The organism is Micromonospora sp. USAFONa4, assembly GCF_057197825.1.
Map to the genome: position 1 here is coordinate 6911546 of NZ_CM170072.1, position 16299 is coordinate 6927844.

The 16299-nt window shown below is 74.2% G+C and carries 18 protein-coding genes; 9 read left to right on the plus strand and 9 right to left on the minus strand.

Annotation, left to right across the window (positions count from 1 at the left end; genetic code table 11):
* Window positions 1-14: 14 nt before the first annotated feature.
* From AC0OO9_RS29840 to AC0OO9_RS29850, 3 genes are all read right to left on the minus strand, one after another.
* Window positions 15-1475: a hypothetical protein gene (locus AC0OO9_RS29840; RefSeq protein ID WP_484514065.1), complete on the minus strand. Its 1461-nt coding sequence runs from the start codon at window positions 1473-1475 to the stop codon at window positions 15-17.
* A 90-nt stretch (window positions 1476-1565) separates the two neighbouring features.
* Entirely contained in the window at window positions 1566-2246 is a 681-nt protein-coding gene (locus AC0OO9_RS29845; RefSeq protein ID WP_484514067.1) for an ABC transporter ATP-binding protein, read from the minus strand.
* Window positions 2243-3241: an ABC transporter permease gene (locus AC0OO9_RS29850; RefSeq protein ID WP_484518087.1), complete on the minus strand. Its 999-nt coding sequence runs from the start codon at window positions 3239-3241 to the stop codon at window positions 2243-2245. The genes AC0OO9_RS29845 and AC0OO9_RS29850 overlap by 4 nt, the downstream gene beginning before the upstream one ends.
* 253 nt (window positions 3242-3494) lie before the next feature.
* Here AC0OO9_RS29850 and AC0OO9_RS29855 point away from each other — a divergent pair, with 253 nt between their 5' ends.
* The 6 genes from AC0OO9_RS29855 (at window position 3495) to AC0OO9_RS29880 (ending at window position 8124) form a co-directional block, all read left to right on the plus strand.
* The gene (locus tag AC0OO9_RS29855; RefSeq protein ID WP_484514068.1) at window positions 3495-4697 is read left to right on the plus strand and encodes a sensor histidine kinase; all 1203 of its coding nucleotides are present in this window, start codon (window positions 3495-3497) and stop codon (window positions 4695-4697) included.
* Complete coding sequence (locus AC0OO9_RS29860; RefSeq protein ID WP_484514070.1) at window positions 4694-5326, plus strand: response regulator transcription factor; 633 nt, start codon at window positions 4694-4696, stop codon at window positions 5324-5326. Before AC0OO9_RS29855 ends, AC0OO9_RS29860 begins: the two co-directional genes overlap by 4 nt.
* Before the next feature lie 216 nt (window positions 5327-5542).
* Window positions 5543-5896, plus strand: a complete 354-nt coding sequence (locus AC0OO9_RS29865; RefSeq protein ID WP_484514072.1) for a DUF2087 domain-containing protein — start codon at window positions 5543-5545, stop codon at window positions 5894-5896.
* Window positions 5897-5954: 58 nt separating this feature from the next.
* On the plus strand, window positions 5955-6440 hold the full coding sequence (locus AC0OO9_RS29870; RefSeq protein WP_484514073.1) for a GNAT family N-acetyltransferase: 486 nt from the start codon (window positions 5955-5957) through the stop codon (window positions 6438-6440).
* A gap of 95 nt (window positions 6441-6535) precedes the next feature.
* Window positions 6536-6967, plus strand: a complete 432-nt coding sequence (locus tag AC0OO9_RS29875) for an Hsp20/alpha crystallin family protein (protein ID WP_089000369.1) — start codon at window positions 6536-6538, stop codon at window positions 6965-6967.
* A 158-nt stretch (window positions 6968-7125) separates the two neighbouring features.
* Complete coding sequence (locus AC0OO9_RS29880; RefSeq protein WP_484514074.1) at window positions 7126-8124, plus strand: tyrosine-type recombinase/integrase; 999 nt, start codon at window positions 7126-7128, stop codon at window positions 8122-8124.
* A gap of 80 nt (window positions 8125-8204) precedes the next feature.
* Here AC0OO9_RS29880 and AC0OO9_RS29885 read toward each other — a convergent pair whose 3' ends face one another.
* Together AC0OO9_RS29885 and AC0OO9_RS29890 are read right to left on the minus strand one after the other, a co-directional pair.
* Window positions 8205-8690 carry a cation:proton antiporter regulatory subunit gene (locus AC0OO9_RS29885; RefSeq protein ID WP_484514076.1) on the minus strand — a complete coding sequence of 162 codons (486 nt, stop codon included), beginning with the start codon at window positions 8688-8690 and terminating at the stop codon, window positions 8205-8207.
* A gap of 34 nt (window positions 8691-8724) precedes the next feature.
* A complete protein-coding gene (locus tag AC0OO9_RS29890) occupies window positions 8725-10023 on the minus strand; it encodes an ArsB/NhaD family transporter (RefSeq protein ID WP_484514078.1) in 1299 nt (432 codons plus the stop codon).
* Window positions 10024-10512: 489 nt separating this feature from the next.
* On the opposite strand from AC0OO9_RS29890, the gene AC0OO9_RS29895 reads away from it, so the two are divergent.
* The 3 genes from AC0OO9_RS29895 (at window position 10513) to AC0OO9_RS29905 (ending at window position 12699) form a co-directional block, all read left to right on the plus strand.
* Entirely contained in the window at window positions 10513-11469 is a 957-nt protein-coding gene (locus AC0OO9_RS29895; protein ID WP_484514079.1) for a HAMP domain-containing sensor histidine kinase, read from the plus strand.
* The gene (locus tag AC0OO9_RS29900; protein WP_132237626.1) at window positions 11466-12113 is read left to right on the plus strand and encodes a response regulator; all 648 of its coding nucleotides are present in this window, start codon (window positions 11466-11468) and stop codon (window positions 12111-12113) included. Before AC0OO9_RS29895 ends, AC0OO9_RS29900 begins: the two co-directional genes overlap by 4 nt.
* Window positions 12114-12240: 127 nt before the next feature.
* Entirely contained in the window at window positions 12241-12699 is a 459-nt protein-coding gene (locus AC0OO9_RS29905; protein ID WP_151453194.1) for an Rv0361 family membrane protein, read from the plus strand.
* A 4-nt stretch (window positions 12700-12703) separates the two neighbouring features.
* Here the strand turns inward: AC0OO9_RS29905 and AC0OO9_RS29910 are convergent, their stop codons facing one another.
* The 4 genes from AC0OO9_RS29910 to AC0OO9_RS29925 all read right to left on the minus strand — a co-directional run bounded on the left by AC0OO9_RS29910 (window position 12704) and on the right by AC0OO9_RS29925 (window position 16286).
* Complete coding sequence (locus AC0OO9_RS29910; protein ID WP_357579354.1) at window positions 12704-13417, minus strand: thymidine kinase; 714 nt, start codon at window positions 13415-13417, stop codon at window positions 12704-12706.
* 63 nt (window positions 13418-13480) lie between these two features.
* Window positions 13481-14869, minus strand: coding sequence for an MFS transporter (locus AC0OO9_RS29915; protein WP_484514082.1), 1389 nt, complete (start codon window positions 14867-14869; stop codon window positions 13481-13483).
* An 18-nt stretch (window positions 14870-14887) separates the two neighbouring features.
* Window positions 14888-15649: a glycerophosphodiester phosphodiesterase family protein gene (locus AC0OO9_RS29920; protein WP_484514084.1), complete on the minus strand. Its 762-nt coding sequence runs from the start codon at window positions 15647-15649 to the stop codon at window positions 14888-14890.
* Between the two features lie 58 nt (window positions 15650-15707).
* Entirely contained in the window at window positions 15708-16286 is a 579-nt protein-coding gene (locus tag AC0OO9_RS29925; RefSeq protein ID WP_484514085.1) for a hypothetical protein, read from the minus strand.
* Between the last annotated feature and the right edge of the window lie 13 nt (window positions 16287-16299).

The following is a 16299-nucleotide window of genomic DNA, read 5'->3' on the forward strand; positions in this document are numbered from 1 at the left end:
GCCCCCGGGGCAGGTCAGGTCCGCGCGCCGCCGAGTCCGAGCAGGACGGCGAGGCCGAGGGCGCTGCGCGGGGCGTACGGCACCCGCCACAGTCCACCGTGCGCGGCGCCGTACGCCTCGTCCTGCCACGGGTGCGGCAGCGCCGGAGCGCCCGCACGCAGGTGGTGCACCAGGAGCGCGGCCATCAACGTGTTGCTGGTGGCCGGGTCGAACACCTCGATGCCGAAGCGGTGCGCACCGGCGTACGCGGCGGCCAGCGCCCGGTTGCGCAGCACCGAGCGGGTGCGGGTGGGCGGGGCGACGGTGAACGACACGGTCGCCCCGCCGTCGCGGGCCACCGTCGCCCGCCACCGTTGCAGGCGCTTCGCCAGCGCGTAGTTGGGGCCCTGCTGGGGGACGAGGCTGTCGTTGATGCCCGGGTCCACGCCCGGCGGGTAGTTGCGGTGCAGGAGCCGGCCGCCGGAGGCGACCCGCAACGACCGGCGGACGACGCCACGCGCCGCGTAGCCGCGTTCGGCGTGGCGCACCGCGTCGCCGGGGACGGCGAAGACGTCGGTGGGGGTCGCCAGGAACGCGAGCGCCACGTCGTCGCGGCGGTCCTGCAACCGGAGGGTGAGCGCGTCGACCGCGGTGGCGACCCGGACGTTGGTCGCGCCGTCGGCGTAGACGTAGTTGCCCAGCACGAGCCGGCCGTCGACGCCGAGCAGCCAGTCGGCCACCTGCGGGAGGTTGTGCAGCAGGTCGGCGCCGGCCCGGGCGGCCAACGCGCCGTCGTCGGGGTCGGTGCCGGCGGGGACGGGCAGGTGCAGCCGGCCGCCGCTGCGGCGCGTCGTGTCCAGCAGGCGCCGCCAGATCTCCGGGCGCGGCAGGTCGACCGCGACGACGTCGCCGCCCCAGCGCAGCACGGACGGCAGCGGACCCATCTCCGCGCCCGCGCCGAGCACCACGATGCGCTGGTCGCGCAGGTCGAGCCAGTCCGGGTTGGCCATGACGGCGCGTACCGCCTCGGCGCAGGTGGGCTCGACGACGCCTGCGGTCACCCACGCGTCGAGCCGGCGGCGCAGCTCGTCGCCGCGCAGCCGCCGGCCCCGGTACGGCAGGGAGAACTCGCGGTCGACCTCGCCGGTGCCGGCGACCGTCGCCGTGCGCAGCGGCGCGACCTCGGTGGGCGCGTCGAACACCTCGCCGAGGCCGGTCTCGGTGCCGTCGGCGCGCACCACGGCCATCCGGCGGTGCAGCGAGGCGAGCCCGTCGCGGGCGATCGTCACCGCGGCCTCGCGGGAGAGCAGTCCGGCCTCGACGAGCCGCCGGAAGTGCCCGAGGTAACCGTGGCGCCAGTTGGTCTCGTGTTCCGCCGAGCGCGCGCCGACCGGATCGACGGCGCGCAGGGCGTCGGCGACGACCGCCCGCCCGAGCGCGGACGTACTGCGTCCCGCGTCGGTCTTCGGGAACACCACCCCGGTCGGACCCTCCACGCGCAACCGCCCTTCCTCGCTCGCCGGCCAACGGTGTCACTCTGCCGCACCGGGGGCCGCCGCGCAGCGCCGGACCTGCGCAGCGGGCGCTCAGGCCGGGGTCGGCAGGTGTAGCCGGCCGTCGATCATCTCGGCGACCGCGTCGACGCGGTGCAGGTGCTCCCGGTCGTGGGTGACCAGGACGGTGGCGGTGCCGCGCTGGCGGGTGAGGTCGGTGACCAGCTCGACGATCGCCGCGCCGCGCTCGTGGTCCAGCGCGCTGGTGGGTTCGTCGACCAGCAGCACCGCGGGATCGTTCATGAGGGCGCGGGCGATGTTGACGCGCTGGCGCTGCCCACCGGAGAGCTGGTGCGGGCGACGGGCGGCCTGGCCGGTGAGCCCCACCGCCGCCAGCAGTTCGGCGGCGCGGGCGCGGCCGGCGCGGCGGGAACCGCCGGCGAGGTGGGCGATCACCTGCAATTGTTCGGCGGCGGTAAGCGAGGCGATGAGGTTGGGCTGCTGGAAGACGATTCCGATCTTCTCCCGCCGCAGCGCGGCCGTGCCCGCGCGGCCGAGCCCCGCGGTGTCGGTGCCGGCGACGAGCACCGTTCCCGAGTCGGGGGTGATCAGGGTGGCGGCCACCGCCAGCAGGCTCGACTTGCCGGAGCCGGAGGGGCCGATGACGGCGGTGGTGCTGCCCGCCGGCACGCGCAGGCTGACCCGGTCGAGGGCGGTCAGCCGGGCGTCGCCGTCGGGGTAGGTCAGCGTGACGTCGGCGAGTGCGAGGCTCATCGGGCGCTCCCCAGGGCGATCAGCGGGTCGACGGAGGTGATGCGGCGGATGGACAGGGCCGCGCCGGCCGCACCGAGTGCGATCGTCACGGCGGCCGGGAACAGCACCGATTCGGCGGTGAGCGCGAACGGCACCGTGCCGGCCGCTGCGGCGCCGAGCGCGACCGCGAGCGCGGTGCCGGCGGCGGTGCCGGCGAGCAGCAGCACCAGGGCCTGCCCGAGAGCGTCGCGCAGCAGGTGGCCGGTGGTGGCGCCGAGCGCCTTCAGCACGGCGACGTCCGGGGCGCGCTGGATGGTCCACACGGTGAAGAACGCGCCGACGACCAGGGCGGAGATCCCGAACAGCATCCCGCGCATCAGTTGCAGCGACCCGTTCTCGGCGGTGTAGGAGCCGATCGCGGACAGCGCCTGCGTGCGGGTGACCGTACGGGTGTGCAGGAGTCGGTCGGCGGCGGCGAGGTCGGCGTCGCGGGTGGTGCGCAGCGCCACGACCGTCGCGGCGTCGCCGCCGGCGCCGGGGGCCAGGGCCTGCCAGTCGTGCAGGTCGGTCCAGATCACCGGGGTGTGACTGTGGGAGGCGTCGCCGGCCACCGCGTCGACGGTGAGGCGGTGTGTGCCGACGGACACGGTCTGTCCTGGCCGGGCGTGCAGCGCGTCGGCCGCGCCCCGCGACAGCACGGCCCGTCCGGTGGCGAGGGTGGCGGGTGCCAGGCCCGAGCCGGGCGGGACGCCGAACACGGACAGCGCGGCGCTGCGCTCGCCCGCGTCGACGCGGGCGGTGGCGATTCCCAGCGGCGCGGCGGCGCTCACCCCCGGGATGTCCTGCCAGCGCAGCCACTGCTCGCGGCTGACGGTGGATTCGGTGAACGAGAGCTTCTGCCCGTCGGCCGGGGCGGAGAACACGAGGTGGTCGGCGGGCAGGTCGCTGATCGCCGAGGTGCTGCCGCGTCCCAGGCCGGCGGTCAGCCCGGACAGCAGGACCACCAGCAGCGTCATCAGCGTCACGACCGTTCCCATCAGGGCGAAGCGGCCCTTGGCGAACCGTATGTCTCTCCACGCGACGAACACGATCGCATCAGCCTTCCGGTAGGTGTCGGGAAGCCGCGGTCGCGGCCCGGCACCAACCGTCGTCCGGACGGCGGCCGGTGCCATCGCGCCGCCGATCGGTCTCGGGGCGTCGCACTGCGTACGTCGGGATCAACCTTTTGGTTGATGGCGGCGGCCGTCGGCGTCCTAGCCTGGAGGCATCGTGAACGCGGAATCGCTCGCTCGTCCGCTGCGGGTGCTGCGCCGCTGCCTGCACCTGCTGGTCGGGCTCCTCCTCGCGGTGGCCGCCGTTCGTGCCGTCACCGGGCCGGGCCCGCGGCGTGCCGCCGTGCTCGCCGCGGCCGTGGCGCTGGCCGTCGTCTACGCCGTCGGGGCGGCGCTGTCGCTGGTGCGCTGGCACCGGCCTGCCGCGCTGGCCTGGCTGGCGGTGCTGACCGGCGGGTGGCTGGTGCTGCTGGCCCTGACCCCGGACGGGGTGTGGTTCGCGTTTCCGCTGTTCCTGCTGCATCTGCACCTGCTGCCCGTGCGCTGGGGGATCGTGGCGGTGGCGGCGACGACCGTGGCGGCGGTCGCCGGTGTCGCCGGCCACCAGGGGGCGCTCACGCCGGGCGCGGTGATCGGTCCCGCCATCGGCGCCGCGGTGTCGGTGGGCACGGTCCTCGGCTACCAGGCGTTGTACCGGGAGAGCGAGCGCCGCCGGCGGTTGATCGAGCAGCTGAGCGCCACCCGCGCCGAACTGGCCGCCGCCGAGCACGCCGCCGGGGTCCTCGCCGAGCGGGAACGCCTGGCCCGCGAGATCCACGACACTCTCGCCCAGGGGTTGTCGAGCATCCAACTGCTGCTGCGTGCCGCCCAGCGTGGGTTCCCCGACCGGCTCGACGTGGCGGCGGGCCACGTCGAGCAGGCCCGCCGCACCGCGCGGGACAACCTCGTCGAGGCGCGCCGGTTCGTACGCGCCCTGACACCGCCGGGCCTCGACGGCGCTTCGCTGCCGGCGGCGCTGCGGCGGCTGTGTGACGCGACCGCCGCCGCGTCCGGGCTGACCGTACGCCTGTGGGTCGACGGGACGGCGGTGCGTCTGCCGACCCGCCACGAGGTGGCGCTGCTGCGGATCGCGCAGTCCGCGTTGGCCAACACCGTGCGCCATGCCGGGGCGAGGCGCGCCGACGTGACGTTGCGGTTCGGCGCGCGCGACGTCGTCCTCGACGTGGTCGACGACGGGTGTGGCTTCGACGTGAGCGCGCCCGGCGACCGGCCGGACGGTGACGGCGGGTTCGGGCTGGCCGCCATGCGGGCCCGGGCCGAGGAGCTGGGCGGCAACCTGATCGTGGAGTCGGCGCCCGGGTGCGGTGCCCGGCTGGCCGTCGGCTTCGCGCGCCCGGGCACCGGGGAGGCGGGGGTGTGAGCGGTCCGATCCGCCTGTTGCTGGCCGACGACCATCCGGTCGTACGGGCCGGGCTGCGCGCCGTCCTGGACACCGAGCCGGACTTCGAGGTGGTCGCCGAGGCCGCGACCGCGCAGCGGGCCGTCGCCCTCGCCGAGGGGGAGCGGGTCGACGTGGTGCTCATGGATCTGCGCTTCGGCGCGGGGATGGACGGCGCCGAGGCGACCGCAGCCATCACCGCCCGCCCCGGCGGCCCCGCCGTGCTGGTGCTGACCACCTACGACACCGATGCCGACATCCTCGCCGCCGTGGAGGCCGGTGCGATCGGCTACCTGCTCAAGGACGCCCCGCCCGAGGAACTCGCGGCGGCCGTGCGCGCCGCCGCCGCCGGCCGTTCCGCCCTCGCCCCGGCCGTCGCCCGTCGTCTCATGGGTCGGGTGCGTGCCCCGGGCACCGCGTTGAGTCGCCGCGAGACAGAGGTCCTGCAACTCGTCGCCGACGGCCTGTCCAACCAGCAGATCAGCCAGCGGCTGTACCTGAGCCAGGCCACGGTCAAGACGCACCTGGTGCACGTCTACGGCAAGCTCGACGTCGACTCGCGTACCGCCGCCGTCGCCGTTGCCCGGGCCCGCGGGCTGATCCGTCGGTGACCGGGATGCGCGGGCGGAATTGACGTGCGGTGCGCGTACGCCTGCTGGCAGGGTGGCCGGCATGACAGCGCAGGCTCTGGCGGGGGCACTCGCCGACGACGTACGGCGGCAGGTCTTCGCGGCGATCGTGCTGGGCGGCGCCGACGCCCGGGCGGTGGCCGACCGGACAGGCCTGTCGGCGCGGCAGGTGCTCGCCGGCTCGTCGACGCGGGCCTGGTGGCCGGCGGCGACGGTGACCTGCGGGTCGACGCCGAGCGGCTGCGGGAGGCGGCCCGTACGCCGTCGGCGCCCCGGCCGGCCGGCGACTCCACGGACCGCGTGCTGCGAACCTTCGTGCGCGACGACAGGCTGACCGGCCTGCCGGCGCAGCGCGGCCGGCGGCGGGTGGTGCTGGCGCACGTGGCGAGGTCCTTCGAGCCGGGGGTGCGCTATCCGGAGTCGGCGGTCGACGAGGTGTTGCGGCGCTGGTGCGAGGACGGTGGCTCCGACCACGTGGCGCTGCGCCGGTACCTGGTCGACGAGCAGTTGCTGGCCCGGGAACAGGGCGTCTACTGGCGCGTCGGCGACTGACCGCCGCCCTCGTCGCGGCCGGCGGATATCCCGTTGACCGGAGGGCGAGGATCGACGGGTGAGCGCGACAGACTGGACGACGGTGCCGGCCCGTCCCGACCGGCCCGAGGCGACGACCCTGCTCGAGGAGTACTTCGAGGAGATGGTCCGCCGCTACCACGCTCGCCCGGTCCGGCCGGGTGAGGTCGCGGCGGCGATGGCCGAGGACCCGAGCGACGACCTGGCCGCACCCACCGGGATCCTCCTGCTCGCGTACCGCGACGCTCGTCCGGCCGGCTGCGCCGGGCTGCGGTACCGGCCGGGCTGGGCGGAGCTGACCCGGGTGTACGTGCGCCCCGCGCACCGCGGCCACGGCGGCGGGGCGGCCCTGCTCGCCGCCGTGGCGCAGCGGGCCCGGGTTACTGGGGCCGACCGGATCCGGCTGGACACCCGCGGCGACCTGGTGGAGGCCCGCGCCCTGTACGCCCGGCACGGCTACCGGGAGATCCCGGCGTACAACGACGGCGCCTACGCCCAGCACTGGTTCGAGAAGGTCCTGAGTTGACGTCGCGGCCAGAACGCGCTAAATAAAGAACAGGAAGTTGAGTCCCATCGGCTCAACTCAAGGACCTTCGGCCAGGAGAACCGAGGAGGCAGGCCATGTTGATGCGCACCGACCCGTTCCGTGAGATCGACCGGATCACCGAGCAGTTCTTCGGCACCGCCGCGCGCCCCGCGGTCATGCCCCTGGACGCCTACCGCGACGGTGACTGGTTCTACGCGGCGTTCGACCTGCCGGGCGTCGACCCGGACAGCATCGACTGCACCGTCGAGCGCAACGTGCTGACCGTGCGCGCCGAGCGTCGCCGGCCCGCCGGCGAGAACGTCGAGCTCGTCGCCGCCGAACGCCCGATGGGCACCTTCACCCGGCGGCTCTTCCTCGGCGACACCCTCGACACCGACAAGCTCGAGGCCGGCTACGACAACGGCGTGCTGACCCTGCGGATCCCCGTCGCGGAGCGGGCCAAGCCCCGCCGGGTCACCGTCACGGCCACCGCCAACGGCAACGGCCGCAAGGAGATCAACGCCTGACTTTCGGCGGGTGGGGGCGGGACGGCCGGTGCGGCCGTCCCGCCCCTCGCTCTTTCTCGCCACCGGTTCGTCCCGCCCCCACCCGCCGGGCGGCCCGGCACGATCGCGTAGGGCGCGCCTCCTCCCGTTCTCGACCCGAAGCTGAGAACCTTTTTCACATGCTCTCCCCGAACGCTCCGGCGCGGCCAAGCCGGCCCACCCCGCTGGCCCTGCCCGGGGGGCCCGTCGACTTCACCGAGGCGTGGCTGCGCAACCGGCGGCTGTCCGAGCACACCCGCGACGCGTACCGGCGCGACGTCGCCGGCTGGCTCGCGTGGTGCGCGGCCCGCGAACTGGACCCGTTGCAGGCGAACTTCCTGCATGTCAACGAGTACGGCCGGGCGCTGGAGGCCACCCTCGGCGCGCGCACCGGCAAGCCGCTGACCCCCGCCACCGTCGCCCGCCGGCTCTCCGCCCTGTCCAGCTGGTACGACTTCCTGGTCAAGCTGCGCGCGGTCGAGGCCAACCCGGTCGCCGGCGCCGACCGCCCCCGCATCGACCGGGACCACTCTGCGACCGTCGGGCTCGCCCCCGAGGAGGTCGACGCGCTGCTCGCCGCCGCCGAGGCCGACACCGGGCCGACCGCCGCCCGCAACCGGGCCGCGATCGCGTTGCTGGCCGACCTCGGCCTGCGCGTGGGAGAGCTGGTCTCGCTCGACCTGGCCGACCTCGGCACCGAGCGGGGCCACCGCAGCGTGCGGTTCGTCGGCAAGGGCGGCAGGTCCCGCCGCCGCGCCCTGACCCCCGGCACCGCGTACGCCCTCGACGCGTACCTGGCCCAGCGGGCCGCCGCCCAGGGCGTGGCGGTGCACGAGCTGACCGGCCCGCTGCTGGTCACCGCCAGCGGGGCCAGGCTTGACCGGCACGCGATGTTCCGGCTGGTGCGCCGGCTGGCCCGCACGGCCGGCATCCCGGCGTGGGCGAGGCTGTCGCCGCACTCGTTGCGGCACGCGTTCGCCACCACCGCCCGCGCCGAGGGCGTGCCCCTGGAGGACGTGCAGGACGCGATGGGCCACGCCGATCCGCGCACCACCCGCCGCTACGACCGGGACCGGCACAACCTCGACCGCGATCCCGCGTACGCCATCTGGGCGGCCCGGGCCCGCCGCCGCGGCTGACGTGCACCGGCCGGTGGATGCCGCGCGTAGGTAGGATCCACCGGCCGGTGCTCGCGGCCTACGGGTGCGTGTGGAGCGGCCTACGGGTCCGTGTGGATCAGCGCCCGGCTCAGCGCCTCGATGCTCTGCTGGCTCCCGGCGACGATCAGGACGTCGCCGTGGGCGAGGACGTGCCCCAGCCCCGGTGCGGTGACCGTCCGCCCGTCGCGGACGACGGCGACCACGCTCACCCCGTTGATGCGCGCGACGGCCTCGGCCAGGGTCCGGCCGTCGTAGGGCGAGGCGGCCGTCACCGGCAGCTCGACGACGCTGATCGCCTCCCGGTGGCGTTCCAGGTGCGTCACGTGGTCGATGGTGGCGATGGGGTGCAGCAGTTCGGCCACCTCCTGCGCCTCGGTCGGGCTGAGGGTCACGGACCGTTCCACGGTGTCCGGGTCGCCGGGAGCGTAGACGACGACGTCCCGCCGGCCGCCGCGATGGCAGACGACCCCGATCACCTGGCCCTCCCCGGTGTGCAGGGTGTAGCCGACCCCGATGCCGGGCAGCGGCATGCGTTCTATCTGCATCATTGCCTCCTGTCGTGTTGCACTGCGGAGCGGCCTACGCCACGAAGTAGCGCAGCCACACGTACACCCAGGCGATCACCGTGGTCATGATCGTGGTGACGATGCCGTAGCGGGTGAACTGCCAGAAGCTGATCGGTTCCTTGGCGCGGGCGGCGATGCCCAGCACGACGATGTTGGCGCTGGCCGCCACGGCCGTGCCGTTGCCGCTCAGGTCGGCGCCCAGGGCGAAGGACCACCACAGCGCCTGGCCGGTACCCGGGTCCGGGGCCCCCGCGACGAGGCCCTCCACGATCGGCGCCATGGTCGCCGCGTAGGGGATGTTGTCGAAGAACGCGCCGAGCACCGCCGAGCCGAAGACCAGGCCCGTCGCCGCCGCGAAGTAGTTGTCGCCCACGGCGTCGCTGGCCCGTTCGCCGATCCAGCTGATCACCCCGGTCTCGGTCAAACCGGCGACCATCACGAACAGGCCGGTGAAGAACACAAGCGTCGGCCATTCGACCTCGCCCAGGTAGGCCGACTTGTCCGTCCCGGACACCAGGACCATCAGCCCGGCGCCGAGCAGCGCGACGACGGCCACGTCGATGTGGATCACCGTGTGGAGCGTGAACGCGACGATCACCAGGCCGAGCACGACCAGGCAGCGGATCAGCAACCGCGGGTCGGTGATGGCGGCGCGGGCGTCCATGTCGCGTACCGCCTCGAACCGCTCGGGGTGGTGCACGAACGCCCGGCGGAACATGACCCGCGCCAGCACCAGGAACGCCAGGAACATCAGGACCGTGACCGGGGCCATGTGCCAGAGGAAGTCGTTGAAGCTCAGCCCGGCGCGGCTGCCGATGATGATGTTGGGTGGGTCGCCGATCAGGGTGGCCGCGCCGCCGATGTTGGCGGCGAGCACCTCGGCGATCAGGAACGGCGCGGCCGGCATGCCCAGCCGGCGGCACACGGAGATGGTGATCGGGGCGACCAACATGACCGTGGTGACGTTGTCCAGGACCGGCGAGGCGATGCCGGTGATCGCGACGAGCAGCACCATCAGCCGGTACGGCCGCCCCTGCGAACGCTGGGCGGCCCAGATCGCCATGAACTCGAACACGCCGGTCTGCTTGATCACCCCGACGATGATCATCATGCCGAGGAGCAGGAAGATGACGTCCCAGTCGATGCCGGCGTGGTGGGCGTAGAACACGTCCGAGCCGGGCACCAGCCCGAGCGCGGCCATCAGGCCGGCGGCGCCCAGCACCACCGCCACCCGGTTGATCTTCTCGGTGGCGATGAAGACGAAGGCGACCGTGAAGATGACGATCGCGGCGAGGGCGGGCCACGCGCTCACGGGCACCCGCCCGGCGGACCGTGCTCCACCCCGGCGCGCCGCTGCGCGCAGGTGACCGTCTCCGCTTCCGGTGGCGCGGGTTCGGTCACCATCGGATGACGGTTCACAGGGTCCTCCCGGGTTCGGCGCGGCGCGGCGGGGAACGCCCGCACGGGCGGCGACAGAGGGAGCCGGGCACGAAGGATCGGAGCCCGGAGCGGCTCCCGGCCCCGGGCTCGCGTTCATGGTCATCGGTCCGCTGCGGGTCGACATCGGGGCTGACACCCATTTGCCGCCGGCCCGGGCCGGTGCCCGGCCTGTCGGCGGCCCGGCCGACCTGCGGCGATAATGGGTGCCGGCACGCATTTACAGCACGCGCCCCGGCCGACAGGCTGGCCATGACGAGGGTGATCACGCCGCGGCGCGCTCCGGCCCGCGCCGCGTGCCGGAGCGCGGACGAGCGCGGGAGTCGCAGGGCGTCGGAACCGGAGCGGGAGGGGAGGTGCCGTCGTGTCGCTGTTCTGGCGGATCTTCCTGCTCAACGCCGCCGTGCTCGTCGCCGCCACGCTGCTGCTGCTCGGCCCGGTCACGGTGTCCACCCCCGTGCTGCTCACCGAGGCCCTCGTGCTGACCGTGGGCCTCGCCGCGATGCTGGTCGCCAACGCCGCGCTGCTGCGCGTCGGCCTCGCGCCGCTGCACCGGCTGACCCGGGCCATGACCACCATCGACCTGTTGCAGCCCGAGCCCCGCCCGGTCCCGGCCGGGCAGGCCGGCATCGCGGACCTGATCCGCGCCTTCAACGCCATGATCGACCGGCTGGAGGCGGAGCGGGCCACCAGCGCGGCCAGCGCCCTGTCCGCCCAGGAGGCCGAGCGCCGGCGCGTCGCCCAGGAACTGCACGACGAGGTCGGTCAGACCCTGACGGCGGTCCTGCTCGAACTCAAGCAGGTCGCCCGGCACGCGCCCGAACCGGTCCGTGCCCAACTCGCCCAGGTGCAGGAGACCACCCGCGACAGCCTCGACGAGATCCGCCGCATCGCGCGCCGGCTGCGCCCCGGCGTACTGGAGGAGCTCGGCCTGACCAGCGCCCTCAAGGCGCTCGTCACGGAGGTCACCGGGCACACGGACCTGTCCGTGCGCCAGCACCTCGACGCCGACCTGCCCACCCTCGACGGCGAGGCCGAACTGGTGATCTACCGAGTGGCGCAGGAGGCCCTCACCAACACCGTCCGGCACGCGCGGGCCGCCACCGTCGAGCTGTCGCTGACCCGTCGACCGGGCCACGTGCAGCTGCGGATCCGCGACGACGGCCGGGGCATCGGCGACGCCGCCGAGGGCGCCGGCGTACGCGGCATGCGGGAGCGGGCCCTGCTCATCGGCACCCAGCTCAGCGTGGGGCCCGGCCCCGGCGGCGGCACCGAGGTGCGGCTGCGGGTACCGGTCGGCGACCGGGAGGGCCGGCCGTGACCACCCGCATCCTGCTCGCCGACGACCACGCCCTCGTCCGCCGTGGCGTGCGCCTCATCCTCGACAGCGAACCGGACCTGACCGTCGTGGCGGAGGCCGGCGACGGCGCGGAGGCCATCGCCCTGGCCCAGACCGAACGTCCCGACCTGGCCATCCTCGACATCGCCATGCCACGGCTGACCGGCCTCCAGGCGGCCCGGGAGCTGTCCCGGCAGCAGCCGGGCCTGCGCATCCTCATCCTGACCATGTACGACAACGAGCAGTACTTCTTCGAGGCCCTCAAGGTCGGCGCCAACGGCTACGTGCTCAAGTCCGTCGCCGACCGCGACCTGGTGGAGGCCTGCCGCGCCGCCGTGCGCGACGAACCGTTCCTCTATCCCGGTGCCATCAACGCCCTCATCCGCACCTACCTGGAACGCAGCGCGCGGGGCGAGAGCGTGCCGGCCAGGGCCATCACCGAACGCGAGGAGGAGATCCTCAAGCTCGTCGCCGAGGGCCACTCCTCCAAGGAGATCGCCCGCCTGCTGTTCATCAGCGTCAAGACCGTCGAGCGGCACCGGGCCAACCTGCTGCAGAAGCTCGGCCTCCGGGACCGCCTGGAACTGACCCGCTACGCCATCCGGGCCGGGCTCATCGAGCCGTGACCGCGCGCGGCGGGACCGGCCCGGGCGGCGCTCGGCGCCGGCGGCGACCGCGACCCGACCGGCCGGTACGGGGACGACAGGGCCGACTTTCCTGCGGGCGGGCCCACCGGTTCTCTACGGTCGACGGGTGGGCGCTGAGCAGCCGTGGAGCCGGCCGGCCCGTCGGAGCCGCCCGGTGCGTACCGGATTGGTGTTCGCGGGCGTGACCGTGCTGCTGTGCTGCATCGGGGTCGCCGGGCTGGGCGCCTGGAACGTGCAGGTGGTCACGCAGGCCAGCGGCCCGGTGCGGGAGACCGCCGACGGGTTCCTGCGGTCGGTGGCGGCGGGCGACACCGACGGCGCGTACGACCGGCTCTGCGCCGACGCGCGCAGCCGGTGGAGCCCGATCGGGTTCACGAGCTGGCTGCGCACCCCGCCGCTGGTCAACGGCTACGAGATCGTCGACGTGTCGGTGGCGACCCGGGGCGGCAGCCCGCGCGGCACGGTGGCGGTGCGGCTGACCCGCGACAGCGGCCTCACCGAGGAGCGGAAGCTGTCGGTGGTGCGCGAGGACGGCGGCTGGCGGGTGTGCGGCGACCCGTACTGAACCGTCAGCGGCGGGGGCCGAGCTCGCCCGCACGGTAGTGCCGGCGGCAGAGGACCTGGTAGCGCACCTCGGCGCTGTCCACGGTGTCCCCGATGACCACCTGCAGGCCCTCGCGGACCACCCGGCCGTCGACGACCCGGGCGTTGAGCAGCCCTTCCCGGCCACACCAGCAGAGCACCTCGACCTGGATGCGGGCCACCTCGTCGGCCAGTTCGAACAGCCGCTGCGCCGCCGGGAACAGGCACGAGCGGAAGTCGGTGGCCAGCCCGAACGCGTACACGTCGACGTCGTAGCTGTCGACCAGCTCCGCCATCTGCTCGACGTGCTCCAGGTTGTAGAACGACGCCTCGTCGCAGATCAGGTAGTCGACGCGCACGCCCTCGGCCCAGGTGTCGCGCACCAGGGTGCGCAGGTCCAGCTCGTCGGTGACCTCGACGGCCTCGTGCGCCAGGCCGATGCGCGTGGTGACCTGTGGGCCGAGCGAGCGGTCGATGCGGGTGGTGACGAGGCCGCGGCGGCCCTGCCGGGAGTGGTTGTAGTTCATCTGCAACGCCATCGTGGACTTGCCGCAGTCCATCGGCCCCCAGAAGAACTTCAACGCCGCCGCGTGCAACGGACGCCCGTCCACGCCCCGCGCCGCGGCGCACCCGGCGGGGGAGTCGTCGGGGCCCAGCGGCGGGCGCGCCAGGCAGGTCGGGGCGGTGGCGTGGTCGGTCACGGTCGGGCAGCCTAGCCGATCGACGCCCGCTGATCCGGCCGGTGCGGGACGGGCCCGCGTTGCTCAGAGCACCCGCGGCGGGGTGTTGCCGGCGGCGATGATCGCCCGGCGGATCGGCACGGCCAGCAGCAGCAGGAACCCGACGACGAAGAAGATCAGCAGGGAGACCAGGCCCACCCGGTAGGAGTTGGTGAGCTGGAACACGATGCCGAAGGCCAGCGGGCCGAGCCAGCTGGTGCCCTTGTCGCTGATCTCGTAGAAGCCGTAGTACTCGCCCTCCTTGCCGGCGGGGATGAGCTGGCTGAACAGCGACCGGCTCAGGGCCTGGCTGCCGCCGAGCACCAGGCCGATGGCGGCGCCGAGGACCATGAACGGCACCGGCGCCTCGGCGGGCAGCCGGAACGCGCCGAGGATCACCCCGGTCCACAGCACCAGGCTGATCAGCACGGTCTTCCAGGCGCCGATGCGCTTGGCGAGGGCACCGAGCAGCAGCGCGCCGCCGAAGGCCAGGAACTGCACCAGCAGGATGGTGACGATCAGGGTGCTCTGCCCGAGCTTCAGCTCCTCGGTGCCGTACTGGCTGGCCAGGGCGATGACGGTCTGGATGCCGTCGTTGTAGACCAGGAACGCCAGCAGGAAGAACAGCGTCAGCGGGTACGCCTTGATCTCGCGCAGGGTGCGGCCGAGCTGGCGGAACCCGTCGGTGACCGGGTTGCCACCGGCCCGCGCGGCGGCCGTGGGGTGCTCGCGCAGCCAGCGCAGCGGGATCAGGGTGAACACCGCCCACCACACGCCGGCGGACACGATCGACCAGCGGGCCAGGTCGAGGGTGCGCTGGTGGTTGCCCTCCTCGCCGAGCATGCTGACCGCGACGAGGTTGAGCGCCAGCAGCAGGCCGCCGCCCAGGTAGCCCAGCGCCCAGCCGCGGCTGGAGATGCCGTCGCGGTCGTCGGGGCCGCCGAGCTGCGGCAGGAACGAGTTGTAGACCACGACGCCGGCGCCGAAGGCGATGTTGGCGACCATGAACAGGGCCCCGCCGAGCAGGTACCGGTCGCCGGTGACGAAGAGCATGCCGACGGTCGCGCCGGCGCCGATGAAGGCGGCGGCGGCGAGCAGCCGCTTCTTGTGCGCCGAGCGGTCGGCGATCGCGCCGACGACCGGCAGCGCGAACACGGTGAGGAACACCGACAGCGACACCAGGTACGGGAAGTACGAGCCGGCGGCGACCTTGATGCCCAGCGGGTACACGTAGCCGCCGCAGGTGTCGGCGCCGAGTTCGCAGCCGGCGGCGAGTTCGGTGACGGTGGTCAGGAACGGGCCGAGGAAGACGGTGATGACGGTGGTGGAGAAGGCTGACATCGCCCAGTCGTAGAAGTACCAGCCGCTGCGTTCGCGGCGGGTGCTCGCCGGGGCGGGGGTGTCGTCCACCGCGGGGGTGACGGTCTCGGCCATCGGGGTCCTTCGAACGGTTCAGGCGGCCCAGTGGCCGCGGCTGTGATACACGTCGCGCAGCACGCCGACGTGATCGGTCATGATGCCATCCACTCCGAGGTCGAGTAACTCGTGCATCTCGGCAGGTTCGTCGATCGTCCAGACATGCACGTGCAGTCCGAGTCGGTGGGCGTGGCGCAGGAACCGGCGGTCCACCACGGGCACCCGCCCGTAGCGCACCGGGACCTGCGCGGCGACCACCGACGGGGGCAGCCGCAGCGCCCGGCCGGTCAGCGACGCCATCCGCAGCCGGGCCACCCCGCGCATGCCGAGGCTGCTGGCGACGCGCCCCTGCGTCAGGGCGCGCAGCCGGGCCAGCCGGGCGTCGCTGAACGAGGCCAGCAGCACCCGGTCGCCGGCCTTGACGCGCGCGACGGTGGCCACGGTCGGCTCGACGCCGCCGTCGGCCTTGACGTCGATGTTGAACCGCACCTGCGGCCAGGCGTCGAGGACCTCGTCGAGGCGGGGGACCACGGCGGCGCCGCCGACGCGTACCGAGGCCAGGTCGGCCCAGCGCAGGTCGGCGATGCGCCCCGGCTCGCCGGTGACGCGGGCCAGCGTGGCGTCGTGGAAGACCACCGCGACGCCGTCGGCGGTGCCGTGCACGTCGGTCTCGACGTACCGGTAGCCGAGCCCGACCGCCCGGGCGAACGCGGCGGCGGTGTTCTCGTCGCCCTCGGCGGCGCCGCCCCGGTGGGCGAAGGCCAGCGGGGCGGGGCCGTCGAGGTAGGCGTGGGTCACGCGGGGAGTATGCCGGGGCGCGGTGGCCGGCGGGTGACCGGCCGGGGGCCAGAGCGGGTCAGCTCCAGTCCGTCTGGTGGCCGGGCCGGCGCAGCAGGGCGAGCAGTTCGCCGTCGGAGGGGTGGTGGGTGCGGGTGAGCGCAGCACGCAGGTCGTCGGCGGTCACCGGATCCGGACCCTGCACGCTGACGCTGAGCACCTGGTCAGCGCCGAAGAGGTACAGCGCGGTGGCGGGGTCGCTGTTGTCGGTGTCCCGGGTCACGACGAGGGTCAGACCGTCGCCGGCGTCGGTGCAGACGTGGATCGTCCGGACGTCGCAGTCGACCCCGTCGGCCAGGGACCCGTCGGGGGCCGGGTGGTGCTGCTGCCACACCACCGGCACCGTACGGCCGTCGCGGGTGCGCAGGCCGTAGGCGATGTCGAGACCGAGCCGGTCCAGCCAGCCGAGGGTGCCGGAGCGGGGCAGGTCGTCGGGGACCAGCAGGTCGTCGGGAGGCCAGGGGGAGGAGCGGGTCAGGTCGATGAGGTCCCGGCGGTCCTTCTCGTCGTGGTACGCCGAGCGCAGGACGGCGTACCCGCCTGCGCAGACGAGGACGAGCAGGGCGACGACGAGCAGCGGCAGGCGCAGGCGGGTCACCTCGCCATTGTGC